General features: G+C 70.2%; 22 protein-coding genes and 1 pseudogene. 12 read left to right on the forward strand and 11 right to left on the reverse strand.

The window, feature by feature from the left end; translation table 11 throughout:
- Positions 1-51: 51 nt before the first annotated feature.
- From BWO91_RS04545 to BWO91_RS04565, 5 genes are read right to left on the reverse strand one after another with little or no spacing between them, the layout of a single operon-like run.
- Positions 52-987, reverse strand: coding sequence for a glycosyltransferase (locus BWO91_RS04545; RefSeq protein WP_079001526.1), 936 nt, complete (start codon positions 985-987; stop codon positions 52-54).
- Positions 984-2,402 carry a hypothetical protein gene (locus BWO91_RS04550; RefSeq protein WP_071259743.1) on the reverse strand — a complete coding sequence of 473 codons (1,419 nt, stop codon included), beginning with the start codon at positions 2,400-2,402 and terminating at the stop codon, positions 984-986. The genes BWO91_RS04545 and BWO91_RS04550 overlap by 4 nt, the downstream gene beginning before the upstream one ends.
- Positions 2,389-3,738, reverse strand: coding sequence for an oligosaccharide flippase family protein (locus BWO91_RS04555; protein WP_071259741.1), 1,350 nt, complete (start codon positions 3,736-3,738; stop codon positions 2,389-2,391). Before BWO91_RS04555 ends, BWO91_RS04550 begins: the two co-directional genes overlap by 14 nt.
- Positions 3,738-4,841: a glycosyltransferase family 4 protein gene (locus tag BWO91_RS04560; RefSeq protein ID WP_079001528.1), complete on the reverse strand. Its 1,104-nt coding sequence runs from the start codon at positions 4,839-4,841 to the stop codon at positions 3,738-3,740. Before BWO91_RS04560 ends, BWO91_RS04555 begins: the two co-directional genes overlap by 1 nt.
- A gap of 39 nt (positions 4,842-4,880) precedes the next feature.
- Positions 4,881-6,323: a polysaccharide biosynthesis tyrosine autokinase gene (locus tag BWO91_RS04565; RefSeq protein ID WP_079001529.1), complete on the reverse strand. Its 1,443-nt coding sequence runs from the start codon at positions 6,321-6,323 to the stop codon at positions 4,881-4,883.
- A gap of 251 nt (positions 6,324-6,574) precedes the next feature.
- Between BWO91_RS04565 and BWO91_RS04570 the strand changes: the two genes are divergently transcribed.
- The 4 genes from BWO91_RS04570 to BWO91_RS04585 all read left to right on the forward strand — a co-directional run bounded on the left by BWO91_RS04570 (position 6,575) and on the right by BWO91_RS04585 (position 10,560).
- Positions 6,575-7,210 (forward strand): hypothetical protein, encoded by a 636-nt coding sequence (locus tag BWO91_RS04570; protein WP_167620436.1) that lies wholly within the window; start codon positions 6,575-6,577, stop codon positions 7,208-7,210.
- A gap of 161 nt (positions 7,211-7,371) precedes the next feature.
- A complete protein-coding gene (locus BWO91_RS04575) occupies positions 7,372-8,523 on the forward strand; it encodes a DUF1972 domain-containing protein (protein WP_079001533.1) in 1,152 nt (383 codons plus the stop codon).
- The gene (locus BWO91_RS04580; RefSeq protein WP_197977383.1) at positions 8,516-9,658 is read left to right on the forward strand and encodes a Gfo/Idh/MocA family protein; all 1,143 of its coding nucleotides are present in this window, start codon (positions 8,516-8,518) and stop codon (positions 9,656-9,658) included. Before BWO91_RS04575 ends, BWO91_RS04580 begins: the two co-directional genes overlap by 8 nt.
- Entirely contained in the window at positions 9,643-10,560 is a 918-nt protein-coding gene (locus BWO91_RS04585) for a hypothetical protein (protein WP_079001535.1), read from the forward strand. The genes BWO91_RS04580 and BWO91_RS04585 overlap by 16 nt, the downstream gene beginning before the upstream one ends.
- Positions 10,561-10,656: 96 nt before the next feature.
- Here the strand turns inward: BWO91_RS04585 and BWO91_RS04590 are convergent, their stop codons facing one another.
- From BWO91_RS04590 to BWO91_RS04600, 3 genes are all read right to left on the reverse strand, one after another.
- Positions 10,657-11,868, reverse strand: coding sequence for a glycosyltransferase family 4 protein (locus BWO91_RS04590; protein WP_079001537.1), 1,212 nt, complete (start codon positions 11,866-11,868; stop codon positions 10,657-10,659).
- Positions 11,865-12,659 (reverse strand): CDP-alcohol phosphatidyltransferase family protein, encoded by a 795-nt coding sequence (locus tag BWO91_RS04595; RefSeq protein WP_079001539.1) that lies wholly within the window; start codon positions 12,657-12,659, stop codon positions 11,865-11,867. Before BWO91_RS04595 ends, BWO91_RS04590 begins: the two co-directional genes overlap by 4 nt.
- A 415-nt stretch (positions 12,660-13,074) precedes the next feature.
- Complete coding sequence (locus tag BWO91_RS04600; RefSeq protein ID WP_153303574.1) at positions 13,075-14,586, reverse strand: sugar transferase; 1,512 nt, start codon at positions 14,584-14,586, stop codon at positions 13,075-13,077.
- A 518-nt stretch (positions 14,587-15,104) separates the two neighbouring features.
- Here BWO91_RS04600 and BWO91_RS04605 point away from each other — a divergent pair.
- From BWO91_RS04605 to BWO91_RS04620, 4 genes are all read left to right on the forward strand, one after another.
- Positions 15,105-15,590, forward strand: coding sequence for a MarR family winged helix-turn-helix transcriptional regulator (locus tag BWO91_RS04605; protein WP_231884389.1), 486 nt, complete (start codon positions 15,105-15,107; stop codon positions 15,588-15,590).
- Between the two features lie 270 nt (positions 15,591-15,860).
- Positions 15,861-17,162: a C40 family peptidase gene (locus BWO91_RS04610; RefSeq protein WP_079001540.1), complete on the forward strand. Its 1,302-nt coding sequence runs from the start codon at positions 15,861-15,863 to the stop codon at positions 17,160-17,162.
- A 4-nt stretch (positions 17,163-17,166) separates the two neighbouring features.
- On the forward strand, positions 17,167-17,544 hold the full coding sequence (locus BWO91_RS04615; protein WP_079001542.1) for a DUF1801 domain-containing protein: 378 nt from the start codon (positions 17,167-17,169) through the stop codon (positions 17,542-17,544).
- 102 nt (positions 17,545-17,646) lie between these two features.
- On the forward strand, positions 17,647-18,849 hold the full coding sequence (locus BWO91_RS04620; RefSeq protein ID WP_079001543.1) for an SLC13 family permease: 1,203 nt from the start codon (positions 17,647-17,649) through the stop codon (positions 18,847-18,849).
- A 72-nt stretch (positions 18,850-18,921) separates the two neighbouring features.
- Here the strand turns inward: BWO91_RS04620 and BWO91_RS20550 are convergent.
- Positions 18,922-19,296 (reverse strand): annotated as a pseudogene (locus BWO91_RS20550) (iron chaperone); the annotation flags it as partial.
- Between the two features lie 36 nt (positions 19,297-19,332).
- On the reverse strand, positions 19,333-20,304 hold the full coding sequence (locus BWO91_RS04630; protein ID WP_079001547.1) for an NAD(P)/FAD-dependent oxidoreductase: 972 nt from the start codon (positions 20,302-20,304) through the stop codon (positions 19,333-19,335).
- Between the two features lie 109 nt (positions 20,305-20,413).
- On the opposite strand from BWO91_RS04630, the gene BWO91_RS04635 reads away from it, so the two are divergent.
- The 4 genes from BWO91_RS04635 to BWO91_RS04650 all read left to right on the forward strand — a co-directional run bounded on the left by BWO91_RS04635 (position 20,414) and on the right by BWO91_RS04650 (position 22,619).
- On the forward strand, positions 20,414-21,025 hold the full coding sequence (locus BWO91_RS04635; RefSeq protein ID WP_064296059.1) for a helix-turn-helix domain-containing protein: 612 nt from the start codon (positions 20,414-20,416) through the stop codon (positions 21,023-21,025).
- On the forward strand, positions 21,022-21,450 hold the full coding sequence (locus BWO91_RS04640) for a hypothetical protein (protein ID WP_079001549.1): 429 nt from the start codon (positions 21,022-21,024) through the stop codon (positions 21,448-21,450). Before BWO91_RS04635 ends, BWO91_RS04640 begins: the two co-directional genes overlap by 4 nt.
- 40 nt (positions 21,451-21,490) lie before the next feature.
- Positions 21,491-22,006: a DUF427 domain-containing protein gene (locus BWO91_RS04645; protein WP_079001550.1), complete on the forward strand. Its 516-nt coding sequence runs from the start codon at positions 21,491-21,493 to the stop codon at positions 22,004-22,006.
- Between the two features lie 124 nt (positions 22,007-22,130).
- Positions 22,131-22,619: a hypothetical protein gene (locus BWO91_RS04650; protein ID WP_064296062.1), complete on the forward strand. Its 489-nt coding sequence runs from the start codon at positions 22,131-22,133 to the stop codon at positions 22,617-22,619.
- A gap of 9 nt (positions 22,620-22,628) precedes the next feature.
- On the opposite strand, the gene BWO91_RS04655 is transcribed toward BWO91_RS04650, so the two are convergent.
- The gene (locus tag BWO91_RS04655) at positions 22,629-23,618 is read right to left on the reverse strand and encodes an MBL fold metallo-hydrolase (RefSeq protein ID WP_079001551.1); all 990 of its coding nucleotides are present in this window, start codon (positions 23,616-23,618) and stop codon (positions 22,629-22,631) included.
- Positions 23,619-23,805 lie beyond the last annotated feature (187 nt).

Genomic DNA, 23,805 nt, shown 5'->3' on the forward strand with positions numbered 1-23,805 from the left:
CACGCGCAGCGGCGACGCCGAGGCGATGGCCTGGCTGCGTGACCGCGTGCGTCAGCGTCCGCGCGCGGCGGCCTTCGAGAGCCGGAGCCCGTCGACGACCCCGCGGACGCCCGCACGGAGGGGGCTGCGGGTGCTGAGGAACTGCCGACGACCGCCCTGCAGGAGCACGGACCAGGCCACGGGGATGGTCGAGCGTCTCCAGGCCCGCACCTCGGCCGGCGAGAGATGTTCGGCCGCGTAGACGAGACGGTTCCGGATGTTGAAATAGTAGTAGGTCGTCGACTTGGCACGCGCCGAGGCGGCGTCCGAGCGGTCGTGGGTGCCGCCCTCGTCGTGGACGGCGGTGGCCTCCTCGACGACGGCCAGCGAGCCGCCGACGGCGACGACGCGGTGCGACAGGTCGACATCCTCCCAGTAGAGGAAGTAGGCGTCGTGGAAGCCGCCGGTGCGCGCCCAGAGTTCCGTGCTGAGCATGAGGCAGGCACCGCTCAACCACGGCGCCACGGCTGCCCCGGGGTGGTCCTCGCGTCGTCTCCGCGATCGGATCGTCCCGTCGTGCAGATACAGGTCCACCCCGTCGAACCACAGGCTGCCGTCCGGTCGCTCGATCCGCGGAGCGAGCATCGTCATCGGCTGCTCGGCGCAACGATGCGAGAGCACGTCGAGCGCCTCGGGCGTGAGCGACGCGTCCGGGTTGAGGAGCAGCACCTGCTCGACGCCGAGTTCGATCGCCCGGGCGACACCGAGGTTCATGCCGGCGCCGAATCCGAGGTTGTCGTCGGGCAGGATGACGTCCCAGCGTTCCGCGTCGGCGAGCCGAGTGACGGCGTCGCGGGCTGCAGGGGAGGAGTAGTTGTCGACGACGACGGTCCGGAGGCCGGGTACGGCGCGGGTCAGGGTCGCGAGGTGCTGCTCGAGGAGTGCGGGGTCGCCGTAGTTCACGACGACGATGCCGATCCGCTCGGGTGAACGCACGGGTCCGGTCATGCTGCGTCCCCCCGACGGTGCTCGGACGCGAGGGTCGCCTGGTGTCGTCCCGCACCAGGGCCGTCGGTGCCGACCTTCAGGATGAGGGCGAGCCCCAGGAACAGGGTGAGCGTCGGGACGGAACTGTAGAGCGGACTGAAGAAGAGGTCCCAACAGGTCCGCACCCCCAGGAAGATGACGACCGCGCTCGCGTTGCGCCGTGCGATGCCGTGCCCGAGGCCGTAGATGGTGAGCCAGGCGATCAGCACGGCCAGGGCGAGCCCGATGAGGCCGAAGCGGACCCAGAGGTCGCCGATGGTGGAGTGGACCTCGAACCCGGTGCCGAACATGAAGCGTTCGACGTAGCCGTTGTTCGGGTCGTACCCGATGGAGGCCATACCGGTCTTGGCGACCAGCACGTCGCTCAGAGAGGCGTAGGTGCCGCTCCCGTACCCCGCCGGCTGATGGAGGAAGAGGGCGGCGGTCGCGGCGAGCTCCGGCCGTCCGCCGAGCAGGATGGATCCCGACTGATCGAGTTGCGCGACGGTGCGACTCTGGGTCTCCGCGCCGAACACCCCGTCGAGGAGCAGGGCCTGGCCGACGTTGAACACGAACGCCGCGGCGATGCCGATCCCGATGATGACCCGTGCGGTCGACGCCTTGCGGCTCCTGCCGGCGGAGCGCATCTGCCAGGCGACGAGGCAGAGGGTCAGGAGCAGGATCGCGAACAGCGACCGCGAGTCGTTGAGGATCGACACGGCTGCGAGGGCGGCGACGACGGCGACCTCGATCCAGCGGCGGCGGGTCGCCAGGGCCAGTCCGAGCAGGATCACGGTCAGCGGGACCGAGTACTGGAACTTCCACACGTTCGTCATGTACGCGGTACCGCCCGGGCCGGCGATGACGGCTCGGACGAGCAGTCCGAGGCCGTAGAACACGATGATGTGCGACGGCGTCAAGACCGTCCGGGTCCAGACGATGCACGCGACCGACACGAGTGGGCCGAGGAGCACGATGGTCGCACCGATGGCGACGCCCTGGCCGGTCTGGTGGTCGTCGGCCATCGCAGCCGTGAGCCAGAGCCCCGACACCGCTGCAGCGACCCCGCCGAGGAGCAGGGGCACTCCGCCACGGTACCTCCGGAGCTCGCCCATCCAGAGGGGGAGCAGGATCAGGGCCACGCCGAAGCCCACGGTGAAGCCCTGGAAGACCTGGAGGCGAGCGCCGAGGAGCACGAGGAACACGATCGCGATGATGCGGTGGACCGTCGCCATGGTCGGATCGGCCGGCGGTCGCAGGACCGGGAGCGGTTCGAGCCGCTCGTCCGCGGGTGCTCCGACGGTGCCCCGCGATACGCGCCGCGGGCGGGCCGCACGCCACCGCGGGCTTGCGGTCCCCGTCGGGCCCGCCGTCGTCTTCGGGTCAGCGAGCGACATCGACGGGCTCCGCTTCCGTCGCGAGCCGGCGTCGCTTCGCGAGGTCGCGCTGGACGTACCAGAGGTTCGGGACGACCTGGCAGATCGCGACCGCGACCGCGGATCCGACGATGGGACCTGCGGCCCCGAGGACGGGGATGAGCACCCAGGAGAGGCCGAGGTTGAGCGGCACCATGAACAGGATGGGGAGGACCTGGAACTGGAGCCCCTTCGCGTCCGTCATGTACATCCCGACCGGGTACTTCGCGGCCTGGAGGGCGACGAACACGACGTAGGAGACGAGGATCGGCCAACCGAGGGTGATCTCGCCGTCGGAGACGAACCCGGCGATCCACGGGGAGATCGCCGCGAGGACGACCGCGAGGGCGAGCCCGCCGCCGAGGAACCACAGCGTCGGGACGAGCGGCGACTCGACGCGCTTCGCGGACCGCGCCTTGGCATAGATCGGCCACAGGGCCAGCCCGGCCGCACCGATCGTCTGGATGACGAGCCCGAACAGCTGGGTCGCGAGGTTGTACTGGGCGAGTTCCGGTCCGGTCGTCAGGTGGCTGAGCAGCAAGCGGTCGGTCTGCATGGCGATGGGCAAGGCGATCATCTGGACGACCATCGGCCAGGCGAGGGCGAACGCGGGGACGCCCGGAGCGCTGCGGAGCTTGGGCACCTCCTTCATCGCCTGCCAGACCTGCGGCCTGATCGAGCGCGCGGCGAGCACCAGGCAGACGGCGGCGACGACGCCGCTCGCCGCGTAGGAGAGGACGGCGACGAAGGAGCCGCCGTCGAACCCGGTGACGACGAAGAGCCACACGCCGAGGAAGATCGCCGGAGCGGCGATCGCCTGCGTCGCGACCTGGGTGCTCGTCTTGCCGACTCCGATGAGGATGCGTTGACCGACGGTCATCGGCAGGACGAGTCCGAACGTCGCGAGGCAGAGGAACGCCGCGACGCTGCCGCCGTCGGGTGCGAGGCCGTTGCCGAGGATCGCCGGCCACAGGTCGAGGACGGTGATGAGGATGGCGACGAGCATGATGACCGCGCCCGACACGGTGAGGATCCGGAACGCCGTCACGATCGAACGCCGCACCTGCAGGTCGCGCTTCGGGTCGTCGGATCCGGCGATGGCGTTGATGACGACGGCGGCGATGCCGAGGTCGGCGAACGGCAGCAGGGCCGGCAGGCTCGTCAGCAGCCCGTACTGGGCGTAGGCGCCGGAGCCGAAGTGTTCGATGATCATCCGGCTCGTGAAGATGCCGAGGACGCCGGAGAGCCCCATCACGAAGATCTTCGCGACGGCCGTCTGGCTGACGGAGGCCCAGATGCCGCCCCTGCCGCGCGCCATCAGCGATCACCGCCGGCGTCACGGAACAGCCAGGTGTCGGCGGCGAGACGGCCGTCACGGGCGGGAAGGTCCGCGAGCACGTTCTCCGGGGTCCGGGTGCTGGCGAGCGTCGCGAGCAGGGCTTCGGCGAGCGCCACCGCGTCGTCCCCCGGCTCGATGACCCGGTGGCCGTGCTCGTCCAGCCAGCCCGCGACGCCGGTCTCGGTCGTGGTCACCACGAGGCAGCCGGCGGCGAGGCCCTCGACGATCGGCAGGCCGACCTGCTCGCGCCAGTCCGGACGTGGCTGAGAGGGCAGGACGAGTGTGCGGCTCGCGGCGAGGGTGTCGAAGATCACGGAGCGTGCCGGGTCGCGGTGGAAGGTGACGGACGGGTGGCGGTCGCTGAGCGCGGTCGCTGCGGGCTCGAGCTCGCCGGAGCCGAGGATGACGAGGGAGGCGCGCGGTTCGCGCTGCAGGACGGTCGACCAGGCTTCGACGAGCAGGGGGAAGCCCTTCCGCTCGACGAGGGCTCCGAGGAAGACGACCTGCAGGGGGTTCCGGACGATGTCGCTCCGCTCGGGCATGGGCGCGGGCAGGGCTTCGATGACCGTGGACTCGAGGTCGCGTCGCGCCGGCAGGACCCGGGCGTGCAGATCGCGGGCACCGGTCGTCCCGTAGACGATCCGGTCGAGACGACGCCACACCCGACCGGCGGCCCAACGCTGCGCCCGGAGTTTGACGCGCGATCGGAGGCGGGCGGGGCGGGCGGACATCGGGTCGAGGTTCTCGATGGCGTACGTCACCACGAGCGGCCGTGTTCCACGGAGGCGTGCGCGCAGGTCGAGGGCGATCAGGGTGCTCAGGGTGGCGATGGCGGTGGACAGTTGGAGCGGCTCGTTGACCTCGAGCGCGGTCACGCCGGAGCGTATGAGCAGCCGTGCTGCGGCCATCGGCTCGGCCTGGACGAGCTCGACGCCCGGGGCGACGCTCGGGTCGAAGTCGTAGCGGCGGCGACGGTAGACGATGCTCGCAGGCGCCAGTTCACGGGCCCGTTCGAGGTGCGCGGTGCGGACGACCTCGTACAGCCTGGCGCGGCGGTGGCTCAGGCGAGCGGGTGTTGGCATCGTTCCTCGGTCCCTTCGGGCGCGTCGTCGGGCAGCGGCTCAGCGGCCGGCCATGGACGGCGTGCGCGCCGCGTCGTTCGCGGCGGGGGTGGCCCCTCCCGCAGCGGGTGGGCCGAGTGGGACGGTGTCCGGAGCCGAGCGGTACGAGTTGTAGCGGTAGTAGGAACTCGTCTCGTCCTGCTTGAGGCCGTTGAGGACCAGCCCGATCGTGCGGGCGTTCGCGCCGTCGAGGGTCTCGAGCGCGCGGTGGAGCTGCTGGCGGCGGGTCGACTTGTAGCGGGAGACGACGATCGCACCGTCGGTCATGTGCGTGAGCCAGAGCGGGTCGGTGACCGGGATGATCGGCGCGGTGTCGATGATGACGAAGTCGTACGACTCCTTGGCGCGGTCCACCAGCTGGCGCATCGCGTCGGAGGCGAGGAGCTGGCTCGGGTTCGGCGGCACCCCGCCGGAGGCGAGGACGTCGAGGTTGCCGCGACCCCAGGACTGCACGGCCTCGTCGAGGGTGATGTCGCCCACGAGGACACTGGTCAAGCCGACCTCGCCTTCGATCTGGGTGTAGCCGGCGATCGAGGGGCGGCGGAGGTCCGCGTCGATGAGGAGGACGCGCGGCGCGCGTTCGGTCATCGCGAGGGCGAGACCGAGCGCGACGGTGCTCTTGCCCTCACCGGGGAGTGCTGAGGTGACGATGACGGAGGTGATCCGTTCGTCGACGTCGGCGAAACTGAGGTTCGTCGCGAGGCTCCGGAAGCCCTCGGCGATCATGCCGTTCGGGTTCCGCATCATGGCCTGCGTCGGCAGCTCGCCCTTCCGTGTGCGGGAGACCGTGGTGAGGACGGGGGTGTCGGAGACCTGCTGCAGCTCGCGCAGCGACCGGATCCTCGTGTCGAGGAGCTCCCGGCCGAACGCGTACAGGACGCCGATGAGCAGGCCGCCGAGTCCGCCTCCGGCGACGAGGAGTTTGGTGTTGGGCGCGAAGGCGAAGATGGGGAGCTTGGCCGGCGCGATGATCGTGAGCTGGACGGCCGGGCGGTCCTGATCGTCCCTCGGGGAGATGCCGTCCACCGCGGAGGACAGGGAGTTCGCCACGGCGGCGGCGATGCTCTGCGCCTGGTCGGCGCTCGTCGACACTGCGGAGATCTCGACGATCACCGTGTTGAGGGGCGCGTCGGCGGTGACCGCTTCCGCGAGGTCCTGGACGCTCATGTCGAGACCGAGCTCGTTGATGACCGGCTCGAGCACGATCGGGGAGGACGCGAGGACGGCGTAGGACTGCACGAGGTTCTGCACGTAGGTGGATCCCTGGACCAGTTCGGTCGTGGAGTTGCCGGCCTCGGTGGTCACGAACACGCTCGTCGTGGAACGGTACTGCGGTGCCATCGTCTGTGCGAAGACGTAGGCTCCGGTCGCGCCGACGAGTGCGAGCACCACGATGACGATCCACTGCTTGCGCAGCGTTGCGATGTAGTCGCCGAGATCCATCTGACTCCCCCTGGTTTGTTGACACCCAACACCTCAGCGTACCGACGATTTCCCGGTTTATCAGGGGAAAGACGCCCCCACTCAGGGGGGTACGGGCCGTTTGATGACCCCCAGTCCGAGGGTGTCAACCCCCGCGGATGACCCCCGTTCGACGGGGTTCAGGGCGGTCTCCTTCGGTGTCGGTCAAGGGGGTGTGGCGCTCACGCTACGATTGTCGGAATTCTTCCCCCGAGCGAAAACCGAAGGACGTCATGGCGCGGATCCTCGTAGTGTGCAGTGCCAACGTCTGTCGCTCCCCGCTCGCGGAACAGCTCCTCCAAGCCCGGTTCTCGACCATTCCCGGCTTCGACCGCCTCGTCTGCTCGAGCGCCGGCATCGAGGTCAGTCGCGGGCACGAGATGTGCGCTGACGCGGCCGCGATCCTCGGCCTGCCGGCGGAGGGGCCGAAGGCGTCAGCTCATCGTGCACGCCGCGTCACCAAGTCGATGATCGGTGGTGCGGGGCTCGTGCTGACCGCGAGCCGCGCCGAGCGCTCCGCCCTCGCCAAACTCTCTCCCGAGGCCCGTTCAAAGGTCTTCACCCTCCGCGAGGCGGCAGCGCTCGCCGAAGCGCCCGACCAGGCGATCGCCACCTGGCGACCCGGTGCCGGCACGACGGCCGATCAGCGTCTGTCCGACCTGGCGGCCCTGCTCAACGCCCGTCGAGGTCTCGCTCCTGCTCCGAAGCCGGAGCGCACCGGGCTGTTCGCGCGACTCGGGAGCGACGTCGACCCGCTCGACATCGCCGACGGACACAACCTCGGCAAGCGGGCGCACCGGGCGACCCTGCGGTCCGTCCAGCGCTCGGTCGAGCGGTTCGGCGCCGCTGTGGAAGCCCTCGCGCGGTAGCGGTTCGAGGGTCATCACTACCCCTGTCTTTGGGGGTACGCAGGGCGCGATTTTCCCGTTTTCCGACGAATGTTGGGCGGTAGGCTCTTCAGCATTCCAGCCGAGACACGCTCCGTGTCCGCGTCGCCCGAACGGCGCCTGGAGCGATGAGGAGAAGCTCGATGGGGGACAACGCTGCACGGCGTCAGGGGCAGCCGACGGTTCGGATCCTCGGCACGCACGGGATCCCGGCGGCCTACGGAGGGTTCGAGACGGCAGCCGAGAACATCGCCGTCTTCCTCCGGGATCAGGGCTGGCGCGTCATCGTGTACTGCCAGTCCGACGGCGACGGGCCGATCGTCGAGGACGACTGGCGCGGCATCGAACGCGTGACGATCCCCGTCGGTCCGGACGGGTGGAAGGGCACCTCGCTGTTCGACCTGAAGTCGATCGGACACGCCTCGCGGTTCGACGACGTCTGCCTCACGTTCGGCTACAACACCGCCGTCTTCAACGTCCTGCAGCGTCTCAAAGGCATCCCGAACGTCATCAACATGGACGGCATCGAATGGTCACGGGCGCGCTGGGGGTTCATGAAGCAGGCGATCCTCTACGTGAACGAACGCATCGCGTGCTGGGTCGGGAACACGCTCATCGCCGACCACCCCGAGATCGAGACCTACCTCGCGAAGAAGGCGAAGCGGTCGAAGCTCACGACGATCACCTACGGCGCACACCGTGTCGACTCGGCACCCGTCGCACCGCTGACGGCCCACGGGCTGACGCCGGGGGAGTACCTGACGCTGATCTGCCGCCCGATCCCGGAGAACACGATCCTGGAGCTCGTGCAGGCGTTCTCGGCCGAACGGCGTGGCGTCACCCTCGCCGTCTTCGGCACCTACACCCCGGAGACGGACCCGTACCACCGCGCCGTCGTCGACGCCGCGAGCGACGAGGTCGCGTTCGTCGGGTCGGTCTACGACCCCGACGAGCTCGCCGCCCTCCGATTCCACGCGCTCGGCTACCTCCACGGGCACACCGTGGGCGGCACGAACCCCTCGCTCGTCGAGGCGATGGCCGCCGGGAACGCCGTGATCGCCCACGACAACCCGTACAACCGATGGGTCGCCGGCGACGGCGCCCTCTACTTCACCACCGCCCGTGACGCCGCCGCACGGATCGGCGAGCTGCTCCAGAACCCCGCCCGCCGTGCCGCCCTGTCCTCCGCCGCGTCCGCGCGGCACGCCGAGGAGTTCACCTGGGAGCACGTCGCCGGCCAATACGAAACCGTCCTGCAGACCTATCTTGGAGGTGCACGTGTCGCACGTGTCTGAAACGAACGCCCCGGCCGCGGAAGTGCCCATCGAGACGGCCCGCGTGCGGGTCGGTGTGATCGGGCTCGGCAAGATGGGCCTCTCCCACCTCGCCATGATCAAGGCCCACCCGTGGGTGAGCGTCGATGCGGTCGTCGACTCGACCGGCTACATCCTCGACGTCCTCGGCAAGTACACCGGCCTCAAGACCTTCACCTCGGTGGATGAGATGCTGGCCGCGGTCGAGCTCGACGCGGTCATCATCGCGACCCCGACGAAGTTCCACGCACCCATGGTGAAGTCGGTGCTCGAGCGTGGTCTCCACATCTTCTGCGAGAAGCCGCTCAGCCTGAGCGCGGCCGACTCCGACGAGCTCGCGGCACTCGCCGAGCGTCGCGGCGTCGTGACCCAGGTCGGGTACCACAACCGCTTCGTGGGTGCGTTCCGCGAGGTCAAGCGTCTGCTCGACCTCGGTGCCATCGGTCGCGTCACGCACATCCAGGCGGAGGCCTACGGTCCCGTCGTGTTGAAGTCGCGCGGCTCGACCTGGCGGAGCAACCGCAACGAGGGCGGTGGCTGCCTCTACGACTACGCCGCCCACCCCGTCGACCTCCTCACCTGGTACGCCGGCGAGCCGATCGGCGTCGGGGGCACGGTCCTCGGCAGCGTGTTCTCCGAGCACACCGAGGACGAGGTCTTCTCGACCCTCTTCTTCGACGCCGGCGTCAGCGCGCAGCTCTCCGTCAACTGGTCTGACGAGTCCTACCGCAAGATGACCACGCAGATCACCATCACCGGGACCGCCGGTCGGATCCACGCCGACCGCCAGGAATGCCAGGTCTACCTGCGCGACACCGCGCCCGAGATCGAGGGCTACGAGACCGGCTGGAACGTCAAGTACACCACCGAGCTCACCGACGAGGTCTGGTACTACCTGCGGGGCGAGGAGTACAGCGCACAGCTGGACCACTTCGTCACCCGGGTCGTCGAGGGCGCCGTGCTGGGGACGAACTCCTTCACCAGCGCGGCCGCCACCGACCACGTCCTCGAACTCCTCACCATCGACGCGGCGGCAGGCCCGTCCACCCGAGCCGCGACGGCCGCACCCGCTCCCGTCGCGAAGAAGAAAGGCCTCCTCCCATGGCGACGAGCGTAGAGACCCAGACCGGCGCGGCCGCGACAGCTGCCCCGAAGCTTCCCCGGCTCCTGTTCGGAGACAACCAGTTCTTCGGCGTCAACCACATGTCGGAGGAGAAGGCGCGCGCCCAGGCCATGCGCTTCCAGGACACCGGCGCGATCATGGACGTGCTCGACGTCGCGTACGACGAGGGCATCACCTCGTTCATGTGCACCACACACGACCGGATCGCCGAGGTCGCGGAGCGGGTACGGCTCGACCCGACGCGGTACGCCGACTTCACGTTCCAACCGTGCATGCCGTACGCGCACAAGTACGCGGACGCCGTCACGGAGAACGGCATGCTCGGTGCGCTCAAGCGCTTCCTGCCTGAGGAGGGCCTGATGAACGCCGCCCTGCGTGGCGGCAAGGCGTTCGCCACGAAGGACGTCGAGGGCATCATCACGCTGCTCATCGACGCCGAGATGGCGATGTTCCGAGGCGTCGAGACGCCGGTGATCTGGCTGCAGAACGTCGTCGTCGACCTCCTGCTCGGTCTCGGGTTCAAGGACGCGTTCGCCATCTTCGACCACCACGTGCGCACGAAGTACCGCGCGCAGCCCGGGTTCATCACGATGAACCTGCCCCTGCTGCTCGACGCCTTGGACGAGGCCGGCCTCGACAACCCGATCGTGTGCTCGAACATCAACAAGATCGGCTTCCGCATGTCGGGAGGGATCGAGGGCTACCAGCGGGTGCTCGAGGGCCGCCGGTTCCGTGCCGTCGCGATGTCCGTCTACGCGTCCGGTGCGATCCCGCCGCGCGAGGCGATCGAATGGCTCTCCGAGCAGCCGAACATCGAGTCGATGGTGTTCGGCGCCTCCAGCCGGCAGAACATCCAGAGCACGCGACGCCTGGTCGACGAGTTCTTCGGGGTGTGATCCGGCACGAGTCCGGCTGACGCGAGGAACGGCCCCTGGCATGCCAGGGGCCGTTCCTCGTGTCAGCCGGTGCGTTGCCCGTCGGGGACCTCGCCGTCAGACGCGGACGCGACGGACGGACTCGATCACCTGGATGATCTCTGATCGATAGCGCTCCGGGGAGAAGTGCTCCTGCGCCGAGCGGCGGGCCCGGTCGGCGATCCGTGCGCTCCGGTCCGGATCGTCGAGGAGCTCGGCGACCGCTGCGGCCATGGCCTCGGCGTCACCCGCCGGCACGAGCAGGCCGGTCGCGCCGTCCTCGATGCTCTCCAGGTGACCGAGCGCTGCTGATGCGACGACGGGTCGCAGCGCCAGCTGGGCCTCGACCACGGCATTGCCGAAGGGTTCCCGGAGCGAGGGGGCGACGACGAGGTGCGCGCGCTCCAGCGCCGGCCAGATCGGCGAGACGTAGCCCGAGAAGGTGACCGCGCCCCGGAGGTCCGGTCGGTCGGCACGGTCCCGGAGCTGCTGCTCGAACCACTCGTACCCCTCGAACGGCGTACCCGCGATCTCGATCCGCACGTCGCGTCCGGCGCGGCGTAGGATCCCGACCGCGTCGAGCGCGATGTCGGGCCCCTTCCGCGGGGAGAGCCTGGCCACGATCGCGAGTCGATGCGGTTCGGAACCGATCGGCGCCGGCAGGGGATCGACATCCGGGCCGGCGACGCCGTTGAAGACGAGCCGGACCTTCCCGGCGAGTCCTGGAGCGGCCGTGGTGGTCGCCTCGACTGCTGCACGGCTGATGACGATGAGCGCGTCGGCGAGGATCAGGGGCGAGTTCAGGGCGAAGCGGACCAGTCTGCCGTCCGCGGTCTCCGCCTCGTGCACGTGGCAGACGACCGGTGTGCGCGTCAGGCGTGCGGCGAGGATCCACCACGGAAGCGTCACGGTGTTGACGTAGACCGCGGTCGGGGCGATCTCCTCGATGACCTTGCGCAGGAAGCGGACGGATCGCAGACCGTCCATCGCGAGCGAGGCGACGCCGCCCAGCGAGGCGTTGGCCCGACGCAGGACGGGGAAGGGGACGAACCGGACCTCCGCGCCGCGGCCGAGCAGCCTCGGGACCAGCTTGCCGTCGGCGGGGAGGGCGACGATCACCCGGTACCCGCGCTCGACGAAGGCGGTGATGCTTTCGAGCATCTGCAGGTCGGACCCGTAAACGTCACCCGATGGATTCGCGATGAGGACCGTTCGCCCGGCGTCGGTGGCCGAGGTGCCGGCGAGCTCGTGAGCGTCCAGGGTGGTCTCCGATGCGTCGATGGCGGTCACCGGCCGAGTGCGACGGGCTGCCCGCCGGATGCGGTCACGACGGAGCCGAGCCGTTCCATGTCACGGAACCACTTGACCGAGGCGAGCAGCAGGTGACCGCCGTTGGCGAGGAACATGAGGGTGTAGGCGGCGAAGAACACCTGCGGGGCACCGAGGAGGACGAAGACCAGGCAGAGGAAGCCGTAGTCGGTCGGGATGACGAGCAGCGAGCGCAGGACGGTGCTGTGACCGTTCTCCGGAGCCGGATCGGCACCGTAGACCCGCTTGAGCTGCTCGTTGAGGATGATCGCGAAGAACGCGACGGCCGCCACGACGCAGTAGCCGATGGGGACGAGCAGCAGCGCTGGCGTCGGCAGCTCGAAGAACCGGAACGCGCTGATGAGGACGGCGAGGTGCAGGGAGGAGATCTTGGTCGCGTCGATGACGTGGTCGAGCCACTCACCGGACGGTGACCCACCGCCGCGGAGTCGCGCGACCTGGCCGTCGGCCGAGTCGAAGGCGTACCCGATCGCGAGACAGAGCCACACGCCGACACCGAGACCGATGCTCGGGGGCAGGGTCGCGAGCATGACGATGCCGCTGAACGTGAAGACCGCGCTGATCACGGTGACCATGTTCGGCGTGAGACCGAGCTGGTACGCCGCCGCGGCGAGGTAGCGACCCGCCTTGCGGTTGACGTAGATCGAGTACGCCGGAGCGCCTCGCGTCCGCTTCTTCTGTGCACCGGCGAGACGGGCGACGATGTCGGAGTACCGCTCGGCGACGTCGGGGTCTTCCGTGGGCTGAGTCATGGGGGCAGTTCGGGTCATGCCGGTCCTTGTGTTCTCATGTGGGCGCTGCAGGCGATCGCTGATTCGGGTGAGCGGTCGTGAGCGGTCGGGCGACGAAGGCGCGCCCGGATTCGGGTGTTCCGCGACCGGTCGGGTACCGGGACGCGGGGATCGTGGCGAGGCGCGCACGGTGCCGGACGTGATGCGTCGACGACTCGGGTAAGTCGTCGCTGCAGTGCGTCGCGGGCGGGTTCGGGTGTGCGGGTCTTGCCAGTGAGCAGCTGTGCGATCGAGCCGTTTTCGGGTGACTCGCCGTGCGACTGCGGGCGGTGATGGTGACGACTGTATCGAAGTGTTGCCCCCTCTGGAAGGGGATTTGTCCTCTTTTCGCAGGACACCCCTCGCTTTGGGGGCATCACCGACAGAAGTCCTGACATCAGTACGCGCCGACCGGTTTGAGCACGACCTTGACGGTCTGCCACATGATCATCAGGTCGCCCGTGATGGACCAGTTCTCGACGTAGTAGAGGTCCAGGCGGACGCTCTCCTCCCACGTCAGGTCGGAACGTCCGGAGACCTGCCACATGCCCGTGAGGCCCGGCTTGATGTGCAGACGCCGGTGGACGTCCTTCTCGTACTCGGCGACCTCGCTCGCGAGCGGCGGCCGGGGCCCGACGAGACTCATGTCGCCGGTGAGGATGTTCCACAGCTGTGGCAACTCGTCGAGGGAGTACTTGCGCAGGATGCGACCGACGCGGGTGACGCGCGGGTCGTTCCTCATCTTGAAGAGCACGCCGTTGCCCTCGCTCTGCGCCAGGAGGGCTGGGAGGGCGGCTTCGGCGTCGGTGATCATCGACCGGAACTTGAACATCGTGAACCGCTCACCGTTGCGCCCGACGCGCTCCTGGCGGAAGAGCACGGGACCCGGGCTGTCGAGCTTGACGGCGAGGGCGATGAGCGCCAGCAGCGGCGAGATGAGCAGCATCCCGAGGCTCGTGAGGCCGATGTCGAGCGCCCGCTTCATGATGTGGTGACCACCCTCGAACTGTGGGATCTCCACGTGGATGAGCGGTAGCTCCTCCACCGGGCGGAAGTGGATGCGCGGCCCGGCCACGTCGGTGAGACGAGCCGCGAGCACCAGTTCGGTCGCCGTGCCCTCGAGGTCCCACCCGAGGCGACGGACGTAGTCGCTGCCGCCGTCGACGGGGCCGGCGATGATGACCGCGTCGGCGGTGAGGTTCGCGGCGGCCTGGGCGACGCCGTCGATGTGCGCGATGACCGGGACGGAGGTTCCCCGGCTCGAGAACGGCTCTGCCGTCTCCTGGTCGACCACGGCCGCACCGACGACGGTGTAGCTCATGCTGTGCTGCTTGGCGACCTGTTCGAGGACGTACGCGACGTCGTCACGCCGGCCGACGACGACCGTCCGTGCGGTGTACTCGCCGACGCGACGACGGCTGAGCAGCCATCTGCGCCACATCCAGCGGGAAGCGAGGAGCGCGAGTGTCCCCGCGGGGAGCGCGAGGATGAAGTAGCCCCGGGCGATGTCGATCTTCAGGATCAGGAAGACGATGGCGAGGATGCCGAAGGCGAACGCGCTGGCGTTGACGACGCGCTTGTACTCGGCGACACCGGAACCGATGATGCGGCTGTCCCGGGTCCTGGTGAAGCCGAGGAAGGCGAGCCAGACGAGCACGATGACCCCCGACAGCAGGATGTAGAGCTGCTGGGCCTCGGGGCCGACCGGGTCGTCGCCGAACCGCACGACGAAGGCGGCCGAGACGGCGAAGAGTGCGATGACGCTGTCAGTGAGGATGAGCCAGCGACGGTAGCGCTTCGACCACTCGCGCTGCGTCAACGAGGTGACCGCGGCGGGAGACGACTGGGCGCCGAGCGCTGCGGTCCGACGGCGGCGCAGGCCGATGGGGGTCGCGATCGGCGCGCTCATCGGGAACGGGCTCTCGTTGAGTTCCGCGCTCACGCGTGCACCCGTCCTTCGGGACGGTGCGCGGGAGTGGCCTCGGTCCGCGCGTGCGGAGCGGCCTGTCGGAAGGACCGACGGCGGTTCGGGTACGTCGTCATGGGGTGTTGTCCGATGGTGGGGTTCGGGTGCGATTCTGGTGTGCGGTGCACATGGGCGGTTCGGGCCGCCCGCGGAGAACGCGACGTCACTCGTGTACCCACGATCGACCGGTGAACCCGGTCGAGATGAGCGTCCCCCTTGGATATCCCTCAACTGTAGAAAGCGGGGGTCATCGGCGGATCCCCCACTCCAGGGGGGTCACCGCCCCCAATGCTGGGGGTGTCAGGGGTCTCCGACGCGCGATTCCGTCGTCATCGGCCGAGACGACGACGGACCTCGTCGGTCGCTCTCGCCGCTGCCCGGTGGGGGACAGCACGGTCCGCCCACGTCACGCCGGTGATGGGTGGCGGCTCGGCCGCACGCTCAGCGACTACATTGGTGCCATGGATGGAGCGCGCGCGACCGATGGCGCGATCGCCGACGCCGCCCGCGATCCCATGGCCGATTGGCCGACCGGGCGCCTCCTCTCCACGGCGTCGCGACTGATCGAGCACACCTGGCAGCAGGCCCTCGACGGCATCGGGGTGACCCACGCCGGGCTCATCGTGCTGCACTTGCTCGACAGCGGGCCCGCCAGTCAGAAGGAGCTCGCCCGTCGGGCCCGCGTGCAGAACCAGACGATGTCGCGCACGCTCGACCGACTGGAGCGGGCCGGCCACATCGAGCGCATCGCCGCGGTCGACGACCGTCGCCGTCACGTGGTGAGCCGGACGACTGCGGGTGATGAGGCCTGGCTCGCCGCACACCGGCTGGAGGCCGACGTCTTCCCGGAACTCCCCGACGAGTCGGCGTTGCGGTCCCAGCTGCTCGCGATCATCCGTTCGGGCGAGTCCGCCCGTTGGTCGCCCGAGGACGTCGAACCCGCCTGACCTGTGGCCCGACGCGCCCACCCCGGTCGCTGAGCTTGTCGAAGTGCCCTCGGGGAACCTGCGTGATGCGGGTGTCCGGTCTGGGCTGCCCTTCGGGTGTCCGCTCAGAGGCACACCCAGGCACGGCCGTACCCCGTCCGGGGGGATTCGAGCTGGTGCTCCGGGACGAGAGTGGCTAGTGTGATCAAAGTTTCTATTGTGACTGTTGTGACAGGATGACGGCCGCGACCCGCCGAGGTCGCCGTGATCGTGTCGTCGGACTGGAGAATGATGACCCCCGCACGAACGCCCGGTGCGCAGTACGGCCGCCGCCGTCCCTGGCTGGCGATGGCCCTCTCCGTCGGCGTCGTCACCGCGTCACTCACCGTCGGTGCACTACCGGCCCATGCGGACGACTACCCGAGCTGGGCCGACGTCGAAGCGGCCAAGTCGAGTGAGTCAGCGAAGGCCGCCGAGATCACGAACATCACCGCACTCATCACCTCGCTACAGGAGCAGTCCGACGCCGCGTTCCGCACGGCGCAGATCGCCGCCGAGGCCTATCGTCAGGCGCAGGACGCCGTGACCGAGGCGACCGCCCGCGAGTCGGCCCTGCGCGAGCAGGCCGAAGCCGCTGCGGCCGCTGCCAAGGTCTCGAAGCAGCGCGCCGGTGCGCTCATCGCGCAGCTGTCGCGCGGCGGCGGCGGCGACGTCTCGCTCGACCTCGTCCTCGGCGCGGGGAAGTCCGACGACCTGTTGTCCCGACTGTCCGTCATGGACAAGCTGGGCGAGCGGAACGCCGCGAGCTACGCCGAGGCGGTGACCGACCGCAACGCGGCGAGCGGGCTGACCGACCAGGCGGAGGTCGCGAAGACCGAACGCGAACGCCTCGAGGGCGAAGCGCAGACGAAGTACGACGAGGCGGAGAGCGCCTCGGCGGCGGCATCCGCCGCCGTGGCGGCCCAGGAGCAGCAGGCCGACCAGCTCTACGCGCAGCTCGCCTCGTTGAAGAACACCACCGCCGAGACCGAGCGCGGGTACGCGGCCGGCGAGTCCGCTCGTCAGGCGGCGGAGGCGGCGGCAGTCGCTGCGGCTGCCGCCGCGGCCAACACCCCTCCCGCCTCGGGCGGCGGTTCATCCGGCGGCGGCGGATCGAGCGGCGGCGGCGGCGGTGCGTCCAGCGGCGGTGGCGGTGGCGGCGGCTCGGTCGCACCTCCGGACTCCGCCGGCGTCGAGTCGGCGATCGCCTTCGCGCTCGCCCAGGTCGGCAAGGGCTACCAGCTCGGCGGTTCCGGCCCGAACGTCTGGGACTGCTCGGGGCTCACCCGCGCGGCCTACGGCAGCGGCATCGGGACGCATTCGGCGACGAACCAGTACTACACGATGCAGTCGCAGGGACGCCTCGTGCCCTACAGCCAGAAGCAGCGTGGCGACCTCATCTTCTGGTCGAGCGGCTACGACTACTACCACGTCGCCATCTACCTGGGGAACGGCCAGATCGTCGAGGCGGCCAACGAGCGGGCCGGCACCCGTGTCGGCGGCATCTGGGGCTCCGGCGACGTCGCACCCTACGTCGGTCGCCCGACGGGTTGATCCCATGAGCTCCGCCGAGGTCGACGCCTACCTCGCGTCCCTCACGCACCAGCTGAAACCGGCGGTCGTCCGTCTGCGCGAGGCGATCATGGCCTCGGACACGGGGTTCTCGGAGCACCTGAAGTGGAAGGCGCCGAGCTTCGTCTACGACGGTGAGGACCGCGTCACCTTCGCGCTGCACCCGGCGAACCGTATCCGGATCATCCTGCACCGGGGCGTGCATCAGCGCGACGACGCCGACGCCTTCCGGTTCGACGACCCCTCCGGTCTCGTGGTGTGGGCTGCGCCGGACCGCGGTGTCGTCACCTTCTCGACCATCGATGCGGCGGCCGCCGCCGAACCCGCCCTGCTCGAACTGATCGGGCGCTGGGTGCGGGCCTGACACCCGTCGACGAGCGCAGGGGCACGCGGTCGGCGAGCCGTCGTATGATCGACTGCCGAGCGGGCGACAGCGCACCGACGGACCGGTGGTGAAGGAGGCCTCGTGCGCAGTGCCGTGCTCGGCGTCGTGCTGCTCGTCATCGGGACGATCGCGGTCCTCACCGGCGTCCTCCCCGCCCCGGAGGCCCTCGGCATCGCCGACCGCGTGTGGCCGATCCTCCTGTTCGTCGTCGCGATCACCGTCGTCGCCGAACTCGCTGCCGACGCCGGCCTGTTCACCCTCGTCGCCTCGCGGCTCGTGCGCTGGGGTCGGGGGAGCACCTGGTTGCTCTGGTTGCTCGTCGTCGCGCTGGCCACGCTCAGCACCGTCTTCCTCTCGCTCGACACCACGGCCGTCCTCCTGACGCCGGTCGTCATCACGCTCGCGCGGCACGCGGGGCTGTCGCCGGTGCCGTTCGCCCTGACCACCGTCTGGTTGGCGTGCACGGCGTCGTTGCTGTTGCCGGTGTCGAACCTCACCAACCTCCTCGCTGAGCACGCGATCGACGAGGCCGCCACGGCGTCGGGCGGCGGCCCGCTCGGTCCCGGTGGTTTCGCAGCGCTCATGGTCGTCCCCGCGATCATCGCGGTCGTGGTCCCGTGCATGGTCCTCGCGATCGTGTACCGCCGCCAGCTCGCCGGTGCCTACACGGTGGACGTGGAGGCGCAGGACGACGACCGGGTGCTGCTGTGGACGTCCGGGCTCGTGGTGCTGGTGCTCCTGCCACTGCTGGTGTCGGGTATCCCGGTGTGGATGTCGGCGGTCGGCGCGGCGGTGATCCTCGTCGTCGTGTTCCTCATCCGGCGTCCGGCGGCGTTGCGTCCGGCGCTCGTCCCGTGGCAGCTCGTCCTGCTCGCCTCAGGACTGTTCCTCGTGGTCGAGGCGGCTCACGCCCTCGGGCTCGCGCGGGCGCTCGCGTCCATCGCGGGGACCGGCGACTCCCTCCTGGCGCTCCTGCAGCTGGCGGGGGTCGGCATGGCGAGCGCCAACCTCGTCGACAACCTCCCGGCGTACCTCGCATTGGAGCCGGTGGCCGGCGATCCCGTGCGGTTCGCCGCCCTGCTCGTCGGCGTGAACGCGGGCGCGCTCATCACCCCGTGGGCCGCCCTCGCGACCCTGCTCTGGCATGCGCGGCTCACCGCGGCGGACGTCGAGTTCGGTTGGGGTCGGTTCATCGCGCTCGGATTCGTGGTCGCCCCGCTGACGGTGGCCCTCGCCACCGTCGGGCTCTGGCTGGCCCAGGGTGCCGGCGCCGTACTGCCGTGACTTCCCAGCGCCGCCCTCGTGCTCGTGGCGTGCGTCGGCCGCCCGGCGCCGCTCCAACAGCTCCATGACGATCCGGTCGATGAGGTCGAAGGGGATCGGCCGGCTGAACGGGAACTGCAGGGTGTCCGTCGCCGCCCGGTAGTCGGCGACGGCGTTCTGGAGGGGGCCGTCGAACGGGGGGATCGAGTAGAGGGCGATGTGGTGTTTCCAGGCGCCGAGGTACAGCAGGTAGCGGTCGTCGAGCATGAACGTCGGCATGCCGTACCGGATGGCCTCGGTGACTCCAGGCACGATGCGGTGGACGCGGAGTCGGATCTCCTCGATGGCGTCCGCGGCGTCGGCGGGTTGCGCGGCGAGGTAGTCGTCGATCGTGGTGGGTGCACCCGGCATGTCTCTCCTCGTCGGAACGGACACGGCACGGGAGCCGTCGGGCCCCCGTGCCGTCATCGTCCCACGTCCGAGTCTCGCGCGACAGGGGTGGTTCTACCGCTTCGCGAGGGCGCGCCGCACGTCCTCCTGGACGAGGTCGGCGTTCATGATCGCGCCGGCCATCGATCCGGCCGCCGCCGCCTGGAGGACCTGCGTACGCAGGTTCGTGACGTCGCCGGCCGCCCAGACGCCCGGCACCGAGGTGGCACCCAGCTCGTCGACGCCGATCGCGTCGCCGAACTCGGCTCCGCGGGGGTGCGGTCGCGTGTGGAGCCCGAGACCGGTGAACGCTTCGGCGCGCACCCGGTTGAACGGGGCGACGGCCAGCGCCTCGACGGGGACGGTGCGGCCGTCGTCCAGGCGCACGCCGACGAGCCGGTCGTCGGCGATCTCGAGCCGCTCCACGACACCGTCGACCACCTCGATGCCGCGCGCCGCGAACGCCGCCTCCTGCTCCGCCGTGAAGGCGCCCGCGGTGTTGCGGAGCACGACGACCCGGTCGCTCAGCTGCCGGAACAGCTGCGCCTGGTGGGCTGCGGCCTCCGCGTTCGTGCCGAGGACACCGATCACGCGGTCCTGGACCTCCCAGCCGTGGCAGTAGGGGCAGTGGAGGGCGTCGCGGCCGAACCGCTCCCAGAGGCCGGGGATGGGCGGGAGCTCGTCGGCGGTGCCGGTGGCGATGAGGAGGCGGCGGCCTCGGACGATCGCGCCGTCCGCCGTCGTCACGGTGAACCCGTCATCGTCGCGCCCGGCATCGACGACCTGACCGTCGACGACGCGGACGCCGTACGACGCCACCTCCGCGCGGCCGAGGCGGAGGAGCTCGCGAGGCGGGGTGCCCTCTCGGGTCAGGAAACCGTGGACGCCGTCGGCGGGTGCGTTCCGGGGCTCGCCGCCGTCGACGACGATCACGGACCGTCGTGATCGTCCGAGCATGATGGCTGCGCTGAGCCCGGCGGCGCCCCCGCCGACGATGACGGCGTCGACGAGGTCGGTGGTGGTTGCTGGAGTGACGGGAGTGTTCATGGATCGTTCCGTTCGTTCGACGTGCTGGGAGGTGTCCAGGGTGCGCCGACTGGTGCCGAACTGGCAAGAACCCTTGCTGAAGCGGCAATGTGCGAGCGAGAATCGACCCATGGCGCATGCACACGACGAGCAACGGTCCATCGACGGTGTCCTGGATGCCGTCGGGCCGAGGCTGCGAGCCATCCGGCAGCATCGCGGCACCACCCTCGCCGCATTGTCGGCGGAGACGGGCATCTCGGTCTCCACCCTCTCCCGGCTCGAGTCCGGCCAGCGCCGACCGAACCTCGAGCTGCTCCTCCCGCTCGCCAAGGCGCACCAGGTGCCCCTGGACGACCTCGTCGGTGCTCCGCAGACGGGGGACCCCCGCGTCCATCTGAAGCCCGTCCAGCGGCACGGCCAGACGATCGTGCCGCTGACGCGTCGATCGGGCGGCCTCCACGCGTTCAAGAGCATCATCCACGGCGGCGACGGCCCGCAGACGCCTGAGACGCAGAAGGTCCACGAGGGCTACGAGTGGCTCTATGTCCTCAACGGCCGGTTGCGGCTCCTCCTCGGCGACCAGGACATCGTGCTCACCGCGGGTGAGGTCGCCGAGTTCGACACCCGCGTCCCGCACTGGTTCGGCCGGGCCGAGGCCGCAGGGGTGGAGTTCCTCAGCCTGTTCGGCAAGCAGGGTGAACGGATGCACGTCCGCGCGACGTCGACGAGGAGGAGCGCGTGATCGGACGTGATGACGAGGAGGGTGCCCGCCCACCCGAGGACGACCGGCCGTTCGCGGAGCAGCTCCTCGAACGCCGCGGTTTCGCGATCACGGCGGCCCTGTTCGTGATGCTCGGCGGGCTCGTCGTGCCGTTCGTCGGCTGGGTGGCCGGCATGGTCATGCTGTGGCGGTCGCGCGCCTGGACGACCAGGCAGAAGGTCTGGGCCACCGGCGGACCAGTCCTCGCGAGCGCCGCGGTACTGCTCGTCCTGGCCCTCCTGAGCGCGAACGGGAAGTCGACGGATGCCGGCGTCGGTGGCTCCCCGGTGATCCCCGTCGTCTACGACCTCGGGTCGACGGCTGTCGTGCTGCTGTTGGTCGGCTACGCCGCTGCCGGCACCTGGTTGCTCTGGCTGGCGCTCCGGCCCGTGGGCCGGCGCGCCTGATTCGCGGTCGTCGTTCAGGTGGACCGGGCAGCATGGGGAGATGCCCGACTCCTCGCGATTCCGCCGCCCCCTGCCCGTCCAGCCCGGACCCGGTGAGGAGTCCGTCTGGGAGTACCCTCGTCCGCCGCGGGTCGAGCCGCGCGACGAGCGCGTCGTGATCCGGTTCGGTGGCACGGTCATCGCGGAGTCGACGGCCGCCGTCCGGGTCCTGGAGACGAGCCACCCGCCGGTGTACTACGTGCCGGCGGCGGACTTCTCGCCCGGGGTCCTGGTGCCGGTCGACGGGACGACCATGTGCGAGTTCAAGGGCGAGGCCCACTACCTCGACGTGCGGGTGGGCGACGAGGTCGCCGATGCCGCGGCGTGGACCTACCCCGATCCACGCCCGGGATACGCGCCGCTGTTCGGCATGATCGCGGTCTATCCGGGACGCATGGACGCCTGCGAGGTCGACGGGGTGCCGGTGCAGGCGCAGGAAGGCGACTTCTACGGCGGATGGATCACGCCGGGGATCGTCGGGCCGTTCAAGGGCGCCCCGGGCACGCGCGGCTGGTAGAAGACGCCGCCGCCCTACACCCGCTCCTCCGTCGCGCGCAACGCCCTGGAGCACCCTGCACCCGCATGCCACGCTGAGCGCCAAGCGCTGTCGACGACGAGGCGCGCAGGAGGCGGTCGAAGCCATGGACGTGTTCGATGAAGCAGCGGACCCGGGTTGGTCCCTCCTCCGTGTCGTCCCGCTGTTCGGCCTCGCCGTCAGCGTCGGTGCGGTCGCCGGTGCGGCCCTCGCGGCCGGTGCGGAGCTCTTCGGGGCGGTCGGGACCGTCTCGATGCATCCGGCCGATCTCGGTGGGATCGCCGTCCTCGTCGGCGGACTCGTCGGTGGGATGCTCGCCGCCGTCGGGGCGGTCGGCGCACTGCTGGCGCTTGGCATCCTCGACCACTGGGGCGAGCGGGGCCCGGTCCACCGGGCCTGGATCGCCGGTGGTGGTGCGGCCTTCCTCGTCCTGATCGTCGGCGGCCTCATCGCCGCACCCATCGGACTCGCCTCGACGATCGGGGTCGTCGTGTTCGCGGTGCTCGCCGCCGGAGTGGCGGCCGGCGGTGGGCTCTACGCCTTCGAACGGGCGCTGGCGCGTCGTCGAGCCGGGTGGGTCGGCCTCAGCCGGTAGCGCGGACGGTCAGCCGGCGAGCTGCTGGAGGCGCGCCCGGTGCCAGTCGGTCTGCGTGAGGGCCGAGACGCGCAGGAGACCGGTCAGTGCGTCCCATCCGGCCGACCAGCCGATGCGGGAGGCGATGGTCCACACGCTCGCGTCGGGGTCGTCAGCCAGGACGGCGCGCACCTCGTCGGCTCGCCGCAGATGGTGCGCGGCCAGCTCGTCGCAGCGGTCCGCGAGTCCCGTGAACCGGAAGCCGTGTCCGGGGACCACCTGATCGCCGTCGTAGCCGCGGACGCGGTCGAGCGACGACAGGTAGGCCGTCACCGGGTTCTCCGAGGTGCGCGCCCCGAGGCCGAGGCCGGAGAAGATCGTCGGCAGCACGTGGTCGCCCGTGAAGAGGTAGCCGCGGTCCTCATCGCGGAGGGTGAGGTGACCCGTCGTGTGGCCGGGTGTGTGCAGGACCCTGATCGAGCGACCGGGGAGCGTCAGCAGCTCGCCGTCCTCGAGCGTCCGGTCCGCGCGGGTGTCGCCGAGGTGCCCGGCGGGTGCCGTCGCACCGGTGGCCCAGGGGCGCACGGTCGTGTCGTCCGCCGGGACACCCCACTCGTCCAGTGCTGCAGCGAGATCGGCGGGGCCCGGCGGCGTGGAGCCGGCCGCCTCGTCCTCGAGGCGGTGCATGAGGACCGGTGCGGCGAGCTCGTCGCGGAGGGTGCCGGCGAGGCCCAGGTGATCGGGGTGCAGGTGGGTCACGACGACGCCCGTGAGCGTCGTCACCCCGATGCCGCGGAGCTCCTGCAGCAGATGTTCGCGGCCCTCGGGGGTGTCGGTTCCGGGGTCGACGACGATCGCGCGACCGTCGGTGCCGAAGAGGACCGAGCAGAGGGTGAACGGATTGCCGGGGTCGCCGGTCGGGACGGCGATGACGACCGTGTCGGCGTCGAGGTGCTCCGTCGCAGGGATCCGGCCGTCGCGGAAGGCGGCAGCCTGGGATTCGCTCGATGAGGTGATCATGGTGCTGCTCCGGGTGGTGTCGGGGGACGGACCAACCCTAGTCGTGGGGCCTGTCGGGTTCAGTACGATGGGTGCATGACCGTCAACGACATCCTCATCGGCGTGATCGCCTTCATCACCGTCTTCGGCGGCATCGGCATGGTCGGAGCGCTCGTCGCCATGGCCAAGTCCGGTTACCACGGCTGAT

The organism is Plantibacter flavus (assembly GCF_002024505.1).
In the GTDB taxonomy this organism is placed as follows: domain Bacteria; phylum Actinomycetota; class Actinomycetes; order Actinomycetales; family Microbacteriaceae; genus Plantibacter; species Plantibacter flavus_A.